A 16,853-nucleotide genomic window follows, 5' to 3' on the forward strand; every position below is an offset into this window, starting at 1 on the left:
TATACTGTTTTAAGTATAGAAGAAAACTGGGAGAAAGTCACGCTTCATTTCGCAATTTTTTTATAATGTTCCTATTCAATCTTCTTCAGGTTTGACTGCAGTCTCACTGATGATGGTATACATCTCTTGTGCTTCATCTTTTTTAGTGGTGTCGACGATTTTATCAATGCTGACGACCAGTGTTTTATTTCCGAATTGAATCGTCATTTCATCACCGACTTTTACGTCTGTACTTGATTTCGCTTGACGACCGTTAATGGAAATACGACCTTTATCACTCACTTCTTTTGCAACCGTACGACGTTTAATGATACGGGATACTTTCAAAAATTTATCAAGTCTCATTGTTATTCTCCTTTTCTTGCTTCTTGATTTTTTGCCACATGGCATCGATATCTTCAATCGTTTCGACTGGATAACCGTCGAAAACATGGGGATGGCGACGGCGAAGCTTAAGGTTGAGTGTTTCCAGTATATCTTCCAGGTTAAAATAGCCTTCTTGCTCAGCATGCCCGGCATGGTATATGACCTGGAGCAAAACGTCCCCTAATTCTTCTATGAGGTTTTCGACATCCTTATTCGCGATTGCTTCTGCTACTTCTTCGCTTTCTTCCCGCAAGTACGGCATCAAACTCTCATGGGTTTGTTCTTGTACCCACATATCGCCATCTTGAATCGCATCCATATAATATTGGGTCGTTGCAAAGCTTCTCGTTCTTGCATCCAACTCCAAAGGGTGGACATAGAGATAAAATTCAGACGCCATCTTTTCCATTTGGTCCATTTCAAATAGGGACATATGCTTAATAGTAGCATTATTCCCGGATGTAACGGTCACGTTATGCTCGTCTGGATACTTTTCCATCAACTTAAGCTTCACTTCACTGGCCGTGAATTCGCCTTTTATGTGCATAATCACGAGGTGGCTTCCCAAGTCAAGCCGGTCTGCATCAAGCTCCTCCCCGCTAATCACTTGAAGTCCTTCTGAGGGATTAATCTGAAACGCGTCAATCAAGTCATCAATTTTTATCTTTCCCATCTGAAGTACCCCTTTTATTTACTAATTTTTTCATTAATTTCTTACCATAAGGAATGGACAACCATTCTCGGGTTGTAAAAAGTTGGAAACGGACAATGTAAATAAAAAATAATATAACGCCTACTCCAACTGTCACCAAAGCCACTACCGTTGCATTTGTCCTGCCTGGTTCCAACAATAGCCACAAAAGATGCTTGGTAACCGTCGCGCCAATGTATAAAATGCCGGCACCCCCCATTAATTTCACCAGGAAACGATCTCTTTTCCAAACGTTTCTTAATGGCAAAGGCAATTGCACGTTCATGAATATCACCATCGCCAATAAGCCCGCTATTGTAGCCACACTTGCTCCAAGTGTATCCCACCAAGGGACGAAGATGGTATTGGCAATAAATTTAACGCTTAAACCAAGGGCCAATGCTACCAATGTTAAAGCATATTGGTTAAAACTTTGAAAAATGGAGTGGTATGCCATCATGATTGAAGCCACCGCAATCGCAATAATATAGACCGATAGAACGGTGTTCCCACTACTATCGCCAAACAACATTTGGTTCACTTCCGGCAAAATAGCCAACAATCCCGCCACAGCCGCAAATGAAAAAGCAGCTGTCATCCGTATGAGTGATTTAGCGGCACGATGAAAAGATTCCATTTGGCCCATGGCGTGCGAACGACTCATCAGAGGAATGAATCCCGCTGAAAAGCCGGCCCCCACTACCATTCCCAACTGAACTAATGGCTGGCCGCGGTCATAAATACCTTTCAAGGATTTGGCCGCATCGGCGGCTATCCCGTTTTCTACCAACCCTTTATAAAGCGTAAAGGAATCAACCAACTGAAACAAAACCAGCATTGAGGTCAACAGACAGATTGTGATTCCTTCCGTCGCATAACGATACGCCAATTCTTTAAACGATAAAGGTGTTAATTCTTTTGAAGAAGGGGAAAGCGGAACAGCTTTTTTTCTTAAATAAACCAGCAGTATCCCTGTCGCCATCACGGCACCCCATGTTGCGCCACTCATAGCTTGGGCACCCATTGCGTACATATTATTGCCGTTTTTTGTAAATAGCCACGCCGCCAAGAGAATGATTCCTACCCGAATCAGTTGTTCCGCTACTTGTGAAACAGCGGTGGGTTGCATCCGGTAAGTACCTTGAAAATAACCCCGTAACGTCGCCAAAACAGGCATGAAGAGGAACATCCAGGATACTGCCCTAATGATCGGCATCAAGGCTGCATCTCCCATCGCTTGTGCGATTGTTCCAGCAAATCCGTAAATGCCCGCAAACAAAACCAAGGAAAAAAGCGTAAGGATCAGCACACTGTTTCGGATAAGACGGCGGTGCTCCTCTTCGGAGCCAGCCTGGGCAATCGTTTTTGAAAAGAAAACCGGGAAACCGGACAAGGCAAACGTCATGCCGATTCCATAAATCGGATAGATCTGTTGATACACGTATAGTCCCGTATTTCCCACCATGTTTTGAAAAGGCACGCGATAAACCGCACTTAATACCTTGGCAATCAAAGAGGCAATCGAAAGGAGCACTGCCCCATTCATCATTGTTTTAAGTTGTTCATTTTTCATCGGCAGCTACCTTTTTGTCTTCACATGCTTCCAGGAACAATTTAACGTAATCCATCCATGCTTGCGGTTCCAACTTCCGGATTTGCAATGAGATGGCCAACTTGCCTTTTTTCATGTTCACTTGCGCACGTAACGGCATACTGCTCAATGCTTCAAAAATAGCTGCTCCTTGCAGACGTTCTGTCGCTGCATCATTCATCGTCACCACAACTGCTTCATCTTGACGCTTAATGGACTCCACTTGTGCAAGTTCGGCAAAATGTTTAATCAGACCCACTTGTGCAAGCTGCGTGACTTCAACAGGTGGTTCCCCGAACCGATCCCGGAAGTCATCGAGAATATCGAAGTAATTATCTTCACCGGAAATTTGCTGGATACGTTTATATAAATCAATTTTTTGTTTTTCATCTGATACATAGGTGTTTGGAATGTAAGCATCCACTCCCAAATCTATCTCGACAGTGATTCGTTTCCGTTTTGTTCCAACCCCGCGTTTACGTTCAACTGCTTCGCTCAGCATTTCAGAGTACAAATCGAAACCGACTGAGTCGATGAAGCCGTGTTGTTGGGCCCCCAATAAATTTCCAGCCCCACGAATTGCCAAGTCACGCATGGCAATTTTGAACCCAGAACCGAGTTCCGTAAAATCTTTGACGGCTTTCAGACGCTTTTCACTCACTTCACTCAAGGTTTTGTTCGGTTGATACATGAAGTACGCATAGGCAATCCGATTCGTACGCCCCACCCGTCCTCTTAATTGATACAATTGGGACAGACCCATGTAATCGGAATTCTCGATGAAGAGGGTATTGGCATTAGGGATGTCTACACCCGTTTCAATAATCGTTGTTGTCACAAGGACATCATAGTTACCTTCCACGAAATCCATCATGATATTTTCCAATTGGACTTCAGTCATTTGGCCATGTGCGATGCCTACCCGGGCATCCGGGACCAACATGCGAATTTCATCCGCTTTACGTTCGATGGTTTCAACCCGGTTATAAACATAGAATGTTTGCCCACCACGTGCCATTTCCCGTTCGATGCCATCCTTGATGGCACCCGTATTTTGTTCCATGACGTAGGTTTGAACCGGATAACGGTTAGCCGGTGGCGTTTCGATAACGGATAAATCGCGGACACCCAGCATTGACATATGCAAAGTCCTGGGAATTGGTGTAGCCGTCAAGGTCAACACATCGACGGAAGCTTTTAATTTCTTCAATGACTCTTTGTGCTTCACACCGAACCGCTGCTCTTCATCGACAACCAAGAGCCCCAAATCCAAAAACTGCACGTCTTTTGATAACATACGGTGCGTTCCGACCACTATATCCACGCTACCTTTACGCAGGCCATTAATGGTTTCTTCTTGCTGTTTCTTTGTTCGGAAACGACTCAACAAGCCAATTTCGAATGGCAACTCATCGAACCGCTGCATCAGCGATTCATAGTGCTGCTGTGCCAGAATGGTTGTTGGCACCAGAAAAGCCGCTTGTTTGCCTTCGATCACGGCTTTAAAAATTGCCCGCATCGCTACTTCTGTTTTTCCATAGCCCACATCACCAACCAAGAGACGATCCATCGGTTTCGCTTTTTCCATGTCGGCCTTGATCTCCTGCGTACTACGCAGTTGGTCTTCGGTTTCCGTGAAAGGGAAGCGGTTTTCAAAATCGATTTGATCCGGGGTATCAGGCGGATAAGCATAACCTTTTTCAGATTCACGTTTCGCATACAATTCAATCAGTTCATCTGCGATATCTTCTACTTTGGAAGCAACTTTATTCTTGGTCTTCGCCCACTCTGTTCCACCTAATTTATTGATTTTAGGTGTTTTGGATTCTGATGAAACATATTTCTGTACCAAGTGCAGTTGCGTAACCGGGATGAATAATTTCGCACCGTCCTGGTAGACGATAGAGATGTAATCCTGATGGGCCCCATCCACAACAATGGTTTCCATCCCAGTATATTTCCCAATACCATGGTTAACGTGTACGACGTAGTCGCCCGGCGATAATTCGGTATAACTCTTCAAACGTTCCGCATTGGTCATTTTTTGACGACGCGGTTGTTTTTTCTTTGTTTTATTGAACAATTCTTTTTCTGTAATAAAGACCACTTTTTCCATCGGCATTTCAAATCCGCTTGCCATGGCACCGACAACGATATTCACATGTCCCGGTGTAACGGCATCATGTCCTTTAATGACGCTATCGATTTGGAAATCGGCAAAAGTCTGGTGTACTTTTTCCGCGCGTTCCTGATCGGGAACAATCGTGAAAATTGTCATGTCCTGCCGCAACCAACGTTCCATTTCGATTTTAACCATATTCATTTGACTAAAGAATTGAACAATCCCGCGGTACTGCAAGTTATGAATATCCGTAAAACGAATATTACCCAGTCCCTTTTGAAACAAAGAATAAAATATTTTGTTGTGGTTACTCTTCTTAACGACTTCACGTACTTCTACTGTCATTTTTTGTTTGGGTAGAATGGTTCCTTCATATTGTTTAGCGGCTTGCCAATCGGCTGCTTCCATATCTTGATTCTTATCTGATTCCAAAGTACGCCCATACTCATCCATAATCAACAAAGCATTTTCAGGAATATAATCCATAATGGTTGTTTCTTCTTGATAAAGGAGGGATGTATACATACGTGGGTTTTCCGGTAAATCACCAAGCTCCAGTTTCTCCACCATATCGGTAAAATGCGTGGATAGTCGGTCCCGGACGCTTTCGTCTTTCACAGATTTAATGGCTTTTTTGATATTCTTCTCGATTTCCAGACTGCGCTTCGTGATGGTTGCTACTGGAAACACTGAATCTTGCGCTGGCAGAATAAGTACTTCATCAATCGGGTTCTCGAATGATTTCTGAGTAGAAGGCTCGAAAAAGGCCATGCGATCCACTTCTGCATCAAATAACTCAATTCGAACCGGCTGTTCTTCATTCAAGGCGTAAATGTCGATGATATCACCACGAATACTGAATTCTCCTGGTGAAGCAACCATCGATTCGCGTTCATAGCCCATCGCCACCAATTTTTCAGGCAACTTGTCATACTCCAGTTCATCACCAATTTTGAACGTCAAGTTATGGTCTTTCCAGACGGAAACCGGTGACAATAATTTCTTGAACCCTGCCGTTGGGATAATCACAATCCCCTTTTGGCCGGTTGTCAGGAAATGCATGGCCTCCACCCGTTGGCTACGGAATTCCGGCGATGAAAAAGCGAGTTCAACGGCCAGGGATTCTTCAACTGGGAAAAGGAAGACTGGTAAATCTTCTGCAATTTGGGTTAAATCCTCATAGATTTGGGTCGCCTGTAATAAATTGGGCGCCCAAACGACAATTGGATTTTTGATATTACGGTAAATAATGGATGTCAACAAGTTACGTGATGAACTGCTGATACCCGTTACCAATTGATTGCCATCATAACTAATTTGTTCAATTATCTTTTTGATGGCCGGTGACTGCTGCAGATAATTTTCTATATCTCTCATATCGTACTCCTTAATAGTGCGTAAATAGGCTCAGCCAGGGCTGAACCTATTTCTTGCGATTAAATTTATTCATCGTATTTAAAAAGTCATCATTTTGGATGAAATCGTCGATTGCCGTTACGCTATCTTTAACTGCGAACAACATATCTTCATGCACTTCTTTTGGAAAGGGGCTCAATACGTGCTGCACCACGGTCATATTTGGTGCCGGTCTCCCAACCCCAATGCGGATGCGGTTAAAGTCTTGGGTGCCGAGGTGTTGAATCAAACTTTTGATTCCGTTATGGCCACCGGCACTCCCTTTTTGACGAAGACGGATCCGCCCTGGTGGCATATCCATATCATCATATACCACTACTATGTCTTCTATTTCTACGCCGTAATAATCCATCAAAGGTCTGACGGCACGGCCGGAATCATTCATATACGTCATCGGTTTTACAAAGAGTACTTTCTCTCCATTGATGCGTTCTTCGGCATAGAAAGCATCGAATTTTGATTTATTAAAGGCTGCTTTATTTTGGTGCGCCCATTCATCAAGGGCAATGAACCCAATATTATGTTTGGTGTCGCTATACTTCGGTCCTGGATTTCCTAATCCAATGATCATTTTCATCTCTTTCACCTTTTCTCTAGAAAGTGGAAAAAGCTGGACGCAAGTCGTCCAGTCATCAATATAGTATATCATATCTGGTCTGAAAGCAAAAAGGAAAAACAATGGTCATAGCTGTCCGTCCGAATGAAATAAATGCTATAATAAAGATAGTATTCAAGAAATTGTTTAATGGAGGGAATGTTATGTCAAGAGAAGAAAGAAAGTTTGGTCAAAAAATCATTTTAATCGGTGATGGTGCTGTTGGATCAAGCTACGCCTTTGCGCTTGTGACGCAAAATGTTGGCCGCGAATTAGGAATCATTGACATGAACACCGCTAAAACCGAAGGAGACGCAATCGATTTGTCCGATGCGTTGGCATATACAAGTCCAAAGAAAATTTATGCAGCTACTTACGATGATTGTGGGGATGCCGATTTGGTTGTATTGACAGCTGGTGCTGCTCAAAAACCTGGTGAAACCCGTTTGGACCTTATCAACAAAAACTTAAAAATCTTCAAGAGTATCGTTGACCAAGTTATGGCAAGTGGTTTCAATGGTATCTTCTTGGTAGCAACGAATCCGGTTGATATTCTAACCTATGCAACCTGGAAGTTCTCTGGTTTGCCTACGAATCAAGTCATTGGTTCTGGAACATCGTTGGATAGCGCACGTTTCCGTCAAGAAATTGCAAAATTGGTGAACGTGGATGCGCGTAACGTTCATGCCTATATTTTAGGTGAACACGGCGACACTGAATTTCCAGTTTGGTCACACGCAAATGTGGGTGGTTTGCAAATGTATGAATGGATCAAACAAAATGGCACAGCTGTTGATGAAGAAGCATTAATTGACGCCTTTTATACGGTTCGCGATGCTGCTTACCGTATCATTGAGAAAAAAGGCGCAACTTACTATGGTATTGCTGCCTCACTGGTTCGCATTACGAAAGCTATCTTCAATGATGAAAATGCGATTTTACCGCTATCCGTTCATTTAGCGGGAGAATATAAACAAAAAGATGTTTTCATTGGTGTACCGGCTATCATTAACCGTGAAGGCGTCCGTGGGGTTATCGAAATTCCATTGAATGAAGTCGAACAAGTCAACATGCAACTATCAGCTGATACTTTGAGAAAAGTAATCGAAGATTCATTTGCGAATTTGGATGCGTAAGAGTAATCAGATATGAACGGCCCAGTTTCCTGGGCCGTTCTTTTTGAGCTCTTGGAATTAAACCATTTGAATCTCATTATTTTCTTTAAATGGTTTAATTGAGCAGAATTAAACCATTTCATTACAATTTTCTACTTCAAATGGTTTAATTGTTCATTATTAAACCATTTCACTCTAAATTTAGTGGGCAAATGGTTTAATTAATTCACATTCATTTGTTTTTACTCAAAAAAAGAGGTTGAGCGCTAAATGCTCAACCTCTTTTAATCGAATTAATTAATCAATCAATGTGAATTTTTCTTGGAACAATGGACTTACAGAACGGTTTTCGTGGATCCGTTTGATTGCTTCAGCAATCAGTTGGGATACAGATACTTGAACGATTTTTTTACTATTTTTTTCTTCTGGTAACTGAATGGAATCTGTTACGATTACTTCTTGGATAACAGAATTTTCCAGACGTTCGATTGCTGGTCCTGAAAGAACTGCATGTGTACAGCAAGCAAAAACTGCAGTTGCGCCAGCATCTTGTAATGCTTGAGCTGCTAGAGTAATTGTTCCGGCTGTATCGATCATATCGTCAATCAGAATTGCTTTCTTGCCTTTTACATCACCGATGATGTTCATAACTTCTGCCACGTTTGCTTTTGGACGACGTTTGTCGATAATAGCAATCGGTGCATGGATAAATTCAGCCAATTTACGTGCACGTGTTACCCCACCGTGGTCTGGTGAAACAACAACGATGTCATTTTGAAGCATTTCATTATCCAAGAAGTAGTTTGCCAATAATGGCGCACCCAACAAGTGGTCAACTGGAATATCGAAGAAACCTTGGATTTGCGGTGCATGCAAATCAAGAGCCAACACGCGGTCAGCACCTGCATCTGTAATCATGTTTGCAACCAATTTAGCTGTGATAGGTTCACGTGATTGTGCTTTACGATCTTGACGTGCATATCCATAGTAAGGAATAACCACATTGATTGTTTTAGCACTCGCACGTTTCAAAGCATCAATCATAATCAACAATTCCATCAAATGGTCGTTTACTGGGAAACTTGTTGATTGGATGACGTATACATGAGCTCCACGGATACTTTCATCGATATTGATTTTGATTTCGCCATCACTGAATTGTGTAGAAGACACAATTCCAAGTTCTACGCCAACTTCCGCTGCAATTTTTTCTGCCAATGGACGGTTGGAACTTAGAGAAAAAATTTTCAATTTCGGGTCTTTGTAGTGTTCTGTAGTCATATTTTTTCCACTCACCAATCTGTTTTTTTTACGTACATACTCTCACCTAATATTTTAGGCATTTATTCATTTATTTCAATAAAAGAATTACTTATTTTTTGATGGTGGTAATTTATCCCAATAGCCATCTTTATTTTCTTGACGGCAACGTGCAATCCCCATTGCTTCCTCTGGCACATCTTTTGTAATGGTAGATCCAGCAGCCAAGAAAGCATTTTTCCCTACGTTAACTGGCGCAATCAAATTTACATTACAACCGATGAAACTATTGTCACCCACTGTAGCACGATGTTTGTTCTTGCCGTCGTAGTTTACGAAAATAGTCCCGCAACCTACATTGATGTTTTCGCCTAAATCAGCATCACCAACATATGTTAAATGACCTACTTTCGTATCTTTACCAAGGTTGGAATTTTTAATTTCAACAAAGTTTCCGATATGAACTTTTTCGCCTACCGTACTATTGGGACGTAAATGGCTGTAAGGACCAATGTTGCTATCGTCTGCCATTGTTGATTCTTCAATATTTGAACTTGTAACGCGTACGCGGTTGCCAATGATGGCATCGCGGATTTCAGAGTTTGCCCCGATGAAGCAATCTTCACCAATTCGGGTCATGCCCTTTAGGACAACACCTGGCTCAACAATTGTATCCGATCCGATAACTACTGTTGATTCGATGTATGTGTTTTCTGGATCCAACATCGTTACACCATTACGCATATGCATTTCATTGATACGTTTCTTCATAGTTGTGCTTGCTTCCGCTAAAGCAACACGGTCGTTAACTCCCAAAGCTTCGGCCATATCAGCCATTTGATAAGCTGTGACAATTTCACCCTGGTTTTTCAAAATTTCAATAACATCCGGTAAATAGTACTCACCTTGGGAATTATCATTTTTAACCAAAGCCAACACTTCGAATAAAGCCTTGTTGTCAAAAACATAAGTTCCGGTATTGATTTCCTGTACTGCTGCTTCTGTTTCAGAAGCATCTTTTTGCTCAACAATTTTTTCAACTAGATTTTCAGCGTTGCGAATAATACGTCCATAACCAAATGGATTTTCCGCATGAGCAGTCAAAATGGTTGCCTTTGCAGATTCAGTTTCATGATGTTTCACTAAAGCCGCAAGTGTTTCACTCGTCAACAAAGGTGTATCGCCACAAATAACAAGGGTTGTACCAGCTTTTCCACCTAACGCTTCTTGCGCTTGAAGTACCGCATGACCTGTCCCTAATTGTTCCTCTTGCAGAACATATTCAGAACGATCCCCGATGACTTCTTTGACAGCTTCCGCGCCATGACCCACAATTGTCACAACGTGATCAAAACCAGCTTCTTCCACTTGATCAATGACATGCTCAACCATTGCTTTACCGCAAACTTTGTGCAGAACTTTGTACAACTTACTTTTCATTCTTGTGCCTTGACCGGCAGCAAGAACTACTGCAAAACGATTAGCCATTTTTTAGTTTCTCCTTCGCTCTCTTATGAAATCACACAAAAATAATCGTACCCGAAATTCAATAATCCCGCAACTATTGTAAGGGCTTAGATACGTATTTTTCCTTATTTTCTCATATTCATCCCTACACTTACAAGGGAAATTCAAAAAAAGACTGAGCAACCTGCCCCAGTCTCCATTTTTTAGTCAAAATAACTGCCTAATCCCACTGACATGGTGCGATTACGCATATCCACTTCGTTCACGCGAATGAGTGACGTGTAGTTTTCGGTTTCTTTTGCTGTATAAGCGGCTTCAGCAAAAACTGTCACACCAGCAATTTCTGAATCGAATTCTTCAATGATACTGCGCATACCGTTTACCGTACCGCCGCCCTTCATGAAATCATCCACAACCAGAACGCGGGAACCGCTTGGCAAGCTACGTTTTGAAAGTTCCATTTTTTCAACACGATCAGATGACCCAGACACATAGTTGATACTGACAGTCGAACCTTCTGTTACTTTAGAATCACGGCGCACAATTACAAAGGGAACGTTTAAATACGTTGCAACAGCCTGCGCTATTGGAACACCTTTTGTCGCCACAGTCATAACTGCTGTTACTTTTTCTTCTTTATACTGGGAAGCAATCATGCGTCCAACTTGGTTCAAAACTTGTGGGTCGCCTAATAAATCTGAAAGATACACATACCCGCCTGGTAAAATGCGCTCCTTTGAATCCATTTTACGACAAATATTTTCAATGAATGCTTGAGCATCCTTGTTTCCCACAGAAGGAATATATTTAACACCACCTGCTGCTCCTGGCAAAGTCTCTACAATCCCGAAACCATTCTCTTCAAATGCACGTTTAACAATCGTTAAGTCTTCACTAATAGAAGATTTTGCAGATTCATATTTTTTTGAAAAATAAGTTAAAGAAACCAATGTATGTGGGTGGTTTAATAAATAATGTGTCATATCTACTAAACGATCACTACGTTTAATTTTCATCAGTTGACAATCCCCCTAAAAATTAATTACGGATAGTATAACGAGAATTACTTAAAAATGAAAGTCTTTTTTAGCTTATTGTTCGCTTTTGAAAATTTAATTTAAAAAAACAAGCATCGAAGCACGATACTTGTTCACAATATTATGTTTTATCTTAATCTTCGGTTTTTTGTAAATGATTTTACGACGCTACTGATAATGAATAGTGTGGCAAACATCAACGTAATGGTTGCTCCCGGTGGTGTCCCTAGTTCGTAGGATGCGAAAAGCCCACCGTACATACCTAATAAAGCAATGATTGTACCTACCCAGATAACCGTTTTAAAACTCGTTACCAAGCGCATTGCGATAGCCGCTGGAAGAACCAGGATTGCCGACACAAGTAAGGACCCTGTAATTGGCATAATCAAGCTAATTGCTACACCAGTAATGATGGAGATGAACAAGGAAATACCACGTACAGGCAAACCTGCGGTTGCAGCTGTGTCCTCATCGAAAAGCAAAACATAAAGGGGACGTCTGAAAATAACAAACAAGGCTACAATAAGAATCGTTAAAATCAAAAGCGTCCAGATTTGTTGTTCATCAATCGTTACAATAGATCCAAACAAGAATTGCTCGATGCTCTTCGTTTGTTGGCCAGAAACGAAACTCATCAATACCAAAGCAACTGCCATACCCGTTGACATTAAAATGGCGATAGAAATTTCCGAATATCCCCGGAAAACATCTTGTAAATACTCAATCCCAATGGCTACTAAAATAACGACCAAGACTGTCGTCAGTGTCGGGTTCACTCCAATCAAGAATCCTAGTGCAATACCCGCCAAAGACACGTGTGATAGAGTATCCGCCAATAAAGATTGTCGACGTAGAATAAGGGTTAAGCCAAGTATTGGGGCAATAATCGCAATCAGTGTTGATGCTTGGAATGCCCGTTGCATGAATCCATAGAAAAACATCTCCATGGCGAATCCTCCTTTCTTCTTAAAGTAATTTGACGGTCCATGTAATCTTTAATATCTTCATGTTCATGGGTTACCATCAAAATCGCTTTATTATGGACCCTGGAATTGTGACGCAGCAAACGATAGAAACGTTCCCGTGATTCTTTATCCATCCCTGTTGTTGGTTCATCCAGCACAAACAAATCTGGATCTGTTGCAAAGATACGCGCTAATGCGATTCTTTGTTTTTGTCCACCGGAAAGCTCGCCAATTTTTTTGTTGCGTAATTCCCACATTCCCACTGATTCCAATGCTTTTTTAACGTGTTCGTGATCTTCCGCATCCAATCGTTTAAACCAGCGATTGTTTTGGTAACGTCCAGATTGAACAAATTCAAGCACTTTACTTGGGAAACCAATGTTAAATGAAGAAATTTGTTGTGGTGCATAACCTACCATCAACTTGCTACCACGTTCATTCGTCGGTGAAATAGTGGCAGAGCCATCTTGTGGTGTGAGGAGACCCAGAACACTTTTTAACAATGTCGATTTTGCCGCCCCATTCTCTCCAGTCAAGATGACAAATTCTCCCGGTTTGACAGTAAAGTTTATGTCCTGCAAAACCGGTTCATCATCATATGAAAATGATAGATTCTCGACGGTAATATAGTCCATTAGGCTTCCTCCTTTTTAGTTAATTGTCAGTTTTAGAGCTTCCAAATTTTCGCGCATAGTCGTCAAATAATCAACACCCGCTGCTTGGTCCTCAGCTGTTATACCCTCGATTGCACTCAAAACACCCAGCTCTATACCTGTTTCATTTGCCAAAGTTTGAGCCAAATCATTATTGCCAGAATCTTGGTAATAAATGACTTCTATATCATTTTCATTGATGTATTTTCCAATTTCCGCCAATTTTGCCGGACTCACTTCTTGATTGGATGTCAGCGCAGAAATGGAAACCTCTTCTAATTCATAGCGTCTTGCCAAATAGCCAAAAGCTGCATGCTGTACTACAAAAACGCGATTCTCAGCATCCGCGAATGCAGTTTGAAATTCCTGGTTCAATGCTTCCAGTTCTTTTACATATTCCTCCGTGTTGGCTTGGTATGCTGCTGCATTTTCTGCATCCACTTCCTGGATGCCTGAAGAAATAGTTTCTACCATTTGTTTAGCGTAGACAGGGTCCAACCACACATGTGGATCAACCGCATGGTTATGACCATCACCTTCATAGTGTTCTTCTTCGTCCTCGTCATGACTCTCGTCTTCATCATGACTATCTCCTTCATAAAAAGGGATGCCTTCAGAAGCGTTTATAACTGTTACATCGCTGTCTACCAAAGTATCCAATACTGCTGGCACCCATGTTTCCATGTATTCACTGCTGTAAACGAACACGTCTGCTTCTGCAACTGCAGCCATATCTTTTGGAGTTGGTTCATAGCCATGTGTATCTTGACCCGCTTCTAACAAAGCCGTCACAGTTCCATTTTCCCCTACTACATTTTGCGTAAAATCATACATAGGATAAAAAGTGGTAACAACATTTAAATCCTCGTTAGTTGCTTGATCTGCATTTGGTGCTCCGCAGGCAACCAACAATACCGCAAGTAGCGGTAATAATTTCTTAAAGAGATTCATAAATAATTTTCCTTCCTTCTGTAAATCGAAATGATTCCTATTTGGGGACTAAATTACTTTAGCACAAGATTTGCAGAGTCGTCAATATATTTGTTGCTTTAGATATATTGCTTTTAGTAAATTCGGCATTTTTTCTAAAATCTATTAATATCAGTGTTAAGAAAGATCCAAACGTATGAATTCCTATTCATGATACATTGTCAATATATTTACTTTCATCATTTCAGTTTAAAAGGATCAACTGCGGTGAATAAAATAAACGAGCCGTGCCATTATTTGGCATAGCTCGTTTATTTTAAAGTTCGGGTAATATACACTTCTTCGCAAAATCCTCTCAGACTATTGTAAACCCGTTTGGCCCGGGAATAATTTTGGCTGAAGCCAATAATCGTGGGACCGCTCCCACTCATGGTTACCCCATCCAATCCATAGCGCTCCATCCGCTCACTCAGTTGTTTAAGCTTGGGATGCCGTTCAAAAGTGACTGCCTCCAAGGTATTGCTGAGATTATTGACCATCTTATAGTAGTCGCCATCATTGATTGCTTCCGCCACGATGCGGGATTTAGGTGTGTAATTCAGTTGTTCAACTTCCAAAGCCCGAAAAACAGTCTTGGTAGAAACACTTATGCGCGGTTTCGCCAATACTACCCAGCAGGGAGGCATTGGTTTAATAGGCTGAACTTTTTCTCCTCTACCAGATACAAAGGCTGTTCCACCCATGATGGAGTAAGGAACATCCGTTCCAACTCTCATCCCCAACTCAATCATCTCGTCCGTGCTCATATTCAAGTTCCATATCTTGTTCAAAGCCCGCAAGGTCGCCGCAGCGTCCGTACTGCCGCCACCTAACCCTGCAGCTACTGGTATTTTCTTCTCTATCTCCACCAACATTCCCTCGCGGATACCGAAACGATCTTTTACTAACTTGATGATTTGGTAAACATGATTGCGACGGTCAACCGGTAAAAAAGCTTTATTAGTATACACCTCTATTTTGTTCTCGACTAGGGGAGTAAACGTTAAGTAATCGGCAAGATCAACCGACGACATAATCATCTCCAGTTCGTGGTAATCATCTTCACGTTTAAACAAGACGTCTAGTGTCAGATTAATCTTCGCAGGCGCACGTTCAATCCATTCCATCCGAATACTCCCCCTTTTCTATTAATACTACATGATAATCAGGGTTTTAGAAAGAAAAAAAGATCAAAATCCCAATTAAGGATTTTGATCTTTGCTATGTATTCTATAATTACTAATGCGAGTGGTTATGCGTATTGACTCGTTTCTTCATCGTAGAAGGAAATTTCAACGGAAGATGTTAGCACATCGGCATAACTATATGAAACACGTTCAAATGCATTCTCTTCTTGATCTAAATCCACGACAAAAACGGAATGGTAAGTTTCACGTAAAATTCCTTTTCTTTCCGTTTTACGCTTTCTACCTGCTTGAGCTGTCAACAACACTTTTTTACCTAAGCGACTGTCAAGTTCTTCTTTAATATCCATCAAACTTTCTGGCATGCTCTTCACCTCACTGAGGATTATTGTACCACATTATTATAAAATTTTCAAGTATATCATAGGACGTATTTCTTGACAATACTAATTTTATATTTTTTAGATGTTTTCTGAAAAAATTGATGCTTCAAATCGAACTTCGTTCTAGTAGGCCCGTAAATGGCGGTAGAGATAAAAAGGAAAGATGCCAGACACGCATCTTTCCTTTTCACTTTTATTTAAAATCGTCTTGATGCTTCCGAAAAAAATCATAATATGTCCGGACATTAGCTAATTCAGTCCATCTCTTTACCGAAACCGGATTGGTATCCAAATCGTAGATACGTGCTTCTTTCAAAGCCAACAGGAATGGTGAGTGGGTGGAGATGATGAACTGGCAACCAAAAAATCGGGCAGAATCCTCTATAAACTGCATCAATTCCAATTGTCTGGCGGGAGACAAACTGTTTTCTGGCTCATCCAATAAATACAAACCATTTTCTTCTATCTGGTTCGTAAAATAACGAAAAGCATTTTCACCGTTGGAATATTCACGCACGTTACCTGGCATTTCTTGACGCACATAACGGGATTGCGTTTTTCGACGTGCCTCGACCACTTGACGGAGTTGCTCATAATCATCAAGTGAACGTAATTGAAACTTGGAATGTTTAAGACTCAAATATTCTTCAAACATTTCTTCCCGTTTTTCATCGATTCCCTCATTTACCGTTCGAATATTCAAAATATAGTCAAATACATCATCACTCGTAATGATACGGCTATGTTCAGGAACGGTAGTTTGATAGGTTGCCGTGCAAAACTTCAAATAGTCTTCATAGAAATTTGAACGGTTGTATTTTGCTTGCCTACGCAAAGCCAATTTTTCCGCAATCACATTTAAAGCCGTCGTTTTCCCGGACCCATTACCCCCATATAGAATGGTGATAGGAGCACAGTCAATTCTGTCCAGGCCTTGATTTGATAAAACCTGGAAGGGATAGAAAGTATCATAAACAGTACGCTTTATTTCAATGAAAAAATCAAATTCCGCTTCACGATTCGGAAAATTAAACGAATCCAGATAGAGCATAAGCGACCTCCTGGCTAGTTGAATCCT

The 16,853-nt window shown here is 41.3% G+C and carries 15 protein-coding genes; 1 reads left to right on the forward strand and 14 read right to left on the reverse strand.

What is annotated here, in order from left to right:
* Positions 1–75: 75 nt before the first annotated feature.
* Genes ACTU7M_RS00555 through pth form a run of 5 tightly spaced genes read right to left on the reverse strand, consistent with a single transcriptional unit; the run spans position 76 to position 6,763 of the window.
* Entirely contained in the window at positions 76–345 is a 270-nt protein-coding gene (locus ACTU7M_RS00555) for an RNA-binding S4 domain-containing protein (protein WP_443472418.1), read from the reverse strand.
* Positions 335–1,039 carry a MazG nucleotide pyrophosphohydrolase domain-containing protein gene (locus tag ACTU7M_RS00560; protein WP_443472419.1) on the reverse strand — a complete coding sequence of 235 codons (705 nt, stop codon included), beginning with the start codon at positions 1,037–1,039 and terminating at the stop codon, positions 335–337. Before ACTU7M_RS00560 ends, ACTU7M_RS00555 begins: the two co-directional genes overlap by 11 nt.
* Positions 1,020–2,630: a putative polysaccharide biosynthesis protein gene (locus ACTU7M_RS00565; protein WP_443472420.1), complete on the reverse strand. Its 1,611-nt coding sequence runs from the start codon at positions 2,628–2,630 to the stop codon at positions 1,020–1,022. Before ACTU7M_RS00565 ends, ACTU7M_RS00560 begins: the two co-directional genes overlap by 20 nt.
* The gene (gene mfd, locus ACTU7M_RS00570; RefSeq protein ID WP_443472421.1) at positions 2,620–6,147 is read right to left on the reverse strand and encodes a transcription-repair coupling factor; all 3,528 of its coding nucleotides are present in this window, start codon (positions 6,145–6,147) and stop codon (positions 2,620–2,622) included. The genes ACTU7M_RS00565 and mfd overlap by 11 nt, the downstream gene beginning before the upstream one ends.
* A gap of 46 nt (positions 6,148–6,193) precedes the next feature.
* On the reverse strand, positions 6,194–6,763 hold the full coding sequence (gene pth / locus ACTU7M_RS00575; protein WP_443472422.1) for an aminoacyl-tRNA hydrolase: 570 nt from the start codon (positions 6,761–6,763) through the stop codon (positions 6,194–6,196).
* Between the two features lie 182 nt (positions 6,764–6,945).
* Here pth and ACTU7M_RS00580 point away from each other — a divergent pair, with 182 nt between their 5' ends.
* Positions 6,946–7,917 carry an L-lactate dehydrogenase gene (locus ACTU7M_RS00580; protein WP_443472423.1) on the forward strand — a complete coding sequence of 324 codons (972 nt, stop codon included), beginning with the start codon at positions 6,946–6,948 and terminating at the stop codon, positions 7,915–7,917.
* 276 nt (positions 7,918–8,193) lie between these two features.
* Here ACTU7M_RS00580 and ACTU7M_RS00585 read toward each other — a convergent pair whose 3' ends face one another.
* The 9 genes from ACTU7M_RS00585 to ACTU7M_RS00625 form a co-directional block, all read right to left on the reverse strand.
* Positions 8,194–9,177, reverse strand: coding sequence for a ribose-phosphate diphosphokinase (locus ACTU7M_RS00585; protein ID WP_443472424.1), 984 nt, complete (start codon positions 9,175–9,177; stop codon positions 8,194–8,196).
* A gap of 87 nt (positions 9,178–9,264) precedes the next feature.
* Complete coding sequence (gene glmU / locus ACTU7M_RS00590; RefSeq protein WP_443472425.1) at positions 9,265–10,644, reverse strand: bifunctional UDP-N-acetylglucosamine diphosphorylase/glucosamine-1-phosphate N-acetyltransferase GlmU; 1,380 nt, start codon at positions 10,642–10,644, stop codon at positions 9,265–9,267.
* A gap of 182 nt (positions 10,645–10,826) precedes the next feature.
* Positions 10,827–11,639 (reverse strand): pur operon repressor, encoded by an 813-nt coding sequence (purR, locus tag ACTU7M_RS00595; RefSeq protein WP_443472426.1) that lies wholly within the window; start codon positions 11,637–11,639, stop codon positions 10,827–10,829.
* Positions 11,640–11,788: 149 nt separating this feature from the next.
* Complete coding sequence (locus ACTU7M_RS00600) at positions 11,789–12,607, reverse strand: metal ABC transporter permease (RefSeq protein WP_443472427.1); 819 nt, start codon at positions 12,605–12,607, stop codon at positions 11,789–11,791.
* A complete protein-coding gene (locus tag ACTU7M_RS00605; protein WP_443472428.1) occupies positions 12,553–13,260 on the reverse strand; it encodes a metal ABC transporter ATP-binding protein in 708 nt (235 codons plus the stop codon). The genes ACTU7M_RS00600 and ACTU7M_RS00605 overlap by 55 nt, the downstream gene beginning before the upstream one ends.
* A gap of 15 nt (positions 13,261–13,275) precedes the next feature.
* Entirely contained in the window at positions 13,276–14,229 is a 954-nt protein-coding gene (locus ACTU7M_RS00610; RefSeq protein ID WP_443472429.1) for a metal ABC transporter solute-binding protein, Zn/Mn family, read from the reverse strand.
* A 290-nt stretch (positions 14,230–14,519) separates the two neighbouring features.
* Positions 14,520–15,374 (reverse strand): 4-(cytidine 5'-diphospho)-2-C-methyl-D-erythritol kinase, encoded by an 855-nt coding sequence (gene ispE, locus ACTU7M_RS00615; protein ID WP_443472430.1) that lies wholly within the window; start codon positions 15,372–15,374, stop codon positions 14,520–14,522.
* A gap of 125 nt (positions 15,375–15,499) precedes the next feature.
* Positions 15,500–15,757, reverse strand: a complete 258-nt coding sequence (locus ACTU7M_RS00620) for a Veg family protein (protein ID WP_443472431.1) — start codon at positions 15,755–15,757, stop codon at positions 15,500–15,502.
* A 211-nt stretch (positions 15,758–15,968) separates the two neighbouring features.
* Positions 15,969–16,826 (reverse strand): AAA family ATPase, encoded by an 858-nt coding sequence (locus ACTU7M_RS00625; protein ID WP_443472432.1) that lies wholly within the window; start codon positions 16,824–16,826, stop codon positions 15,969–15,971.
* Positions 16,827–16,853 lie beyond the last annotated feature (27 nt).

The sequence above is a fragment of the Jeotgalibaca sp. A122 genome (genome assembly GCF_052266715.1).
Taxonomy (GTDB): Bacteria; Bacillota; Bacilli; order Lactobacillales; family Aerococcaceae; genus Jeotgalibaca.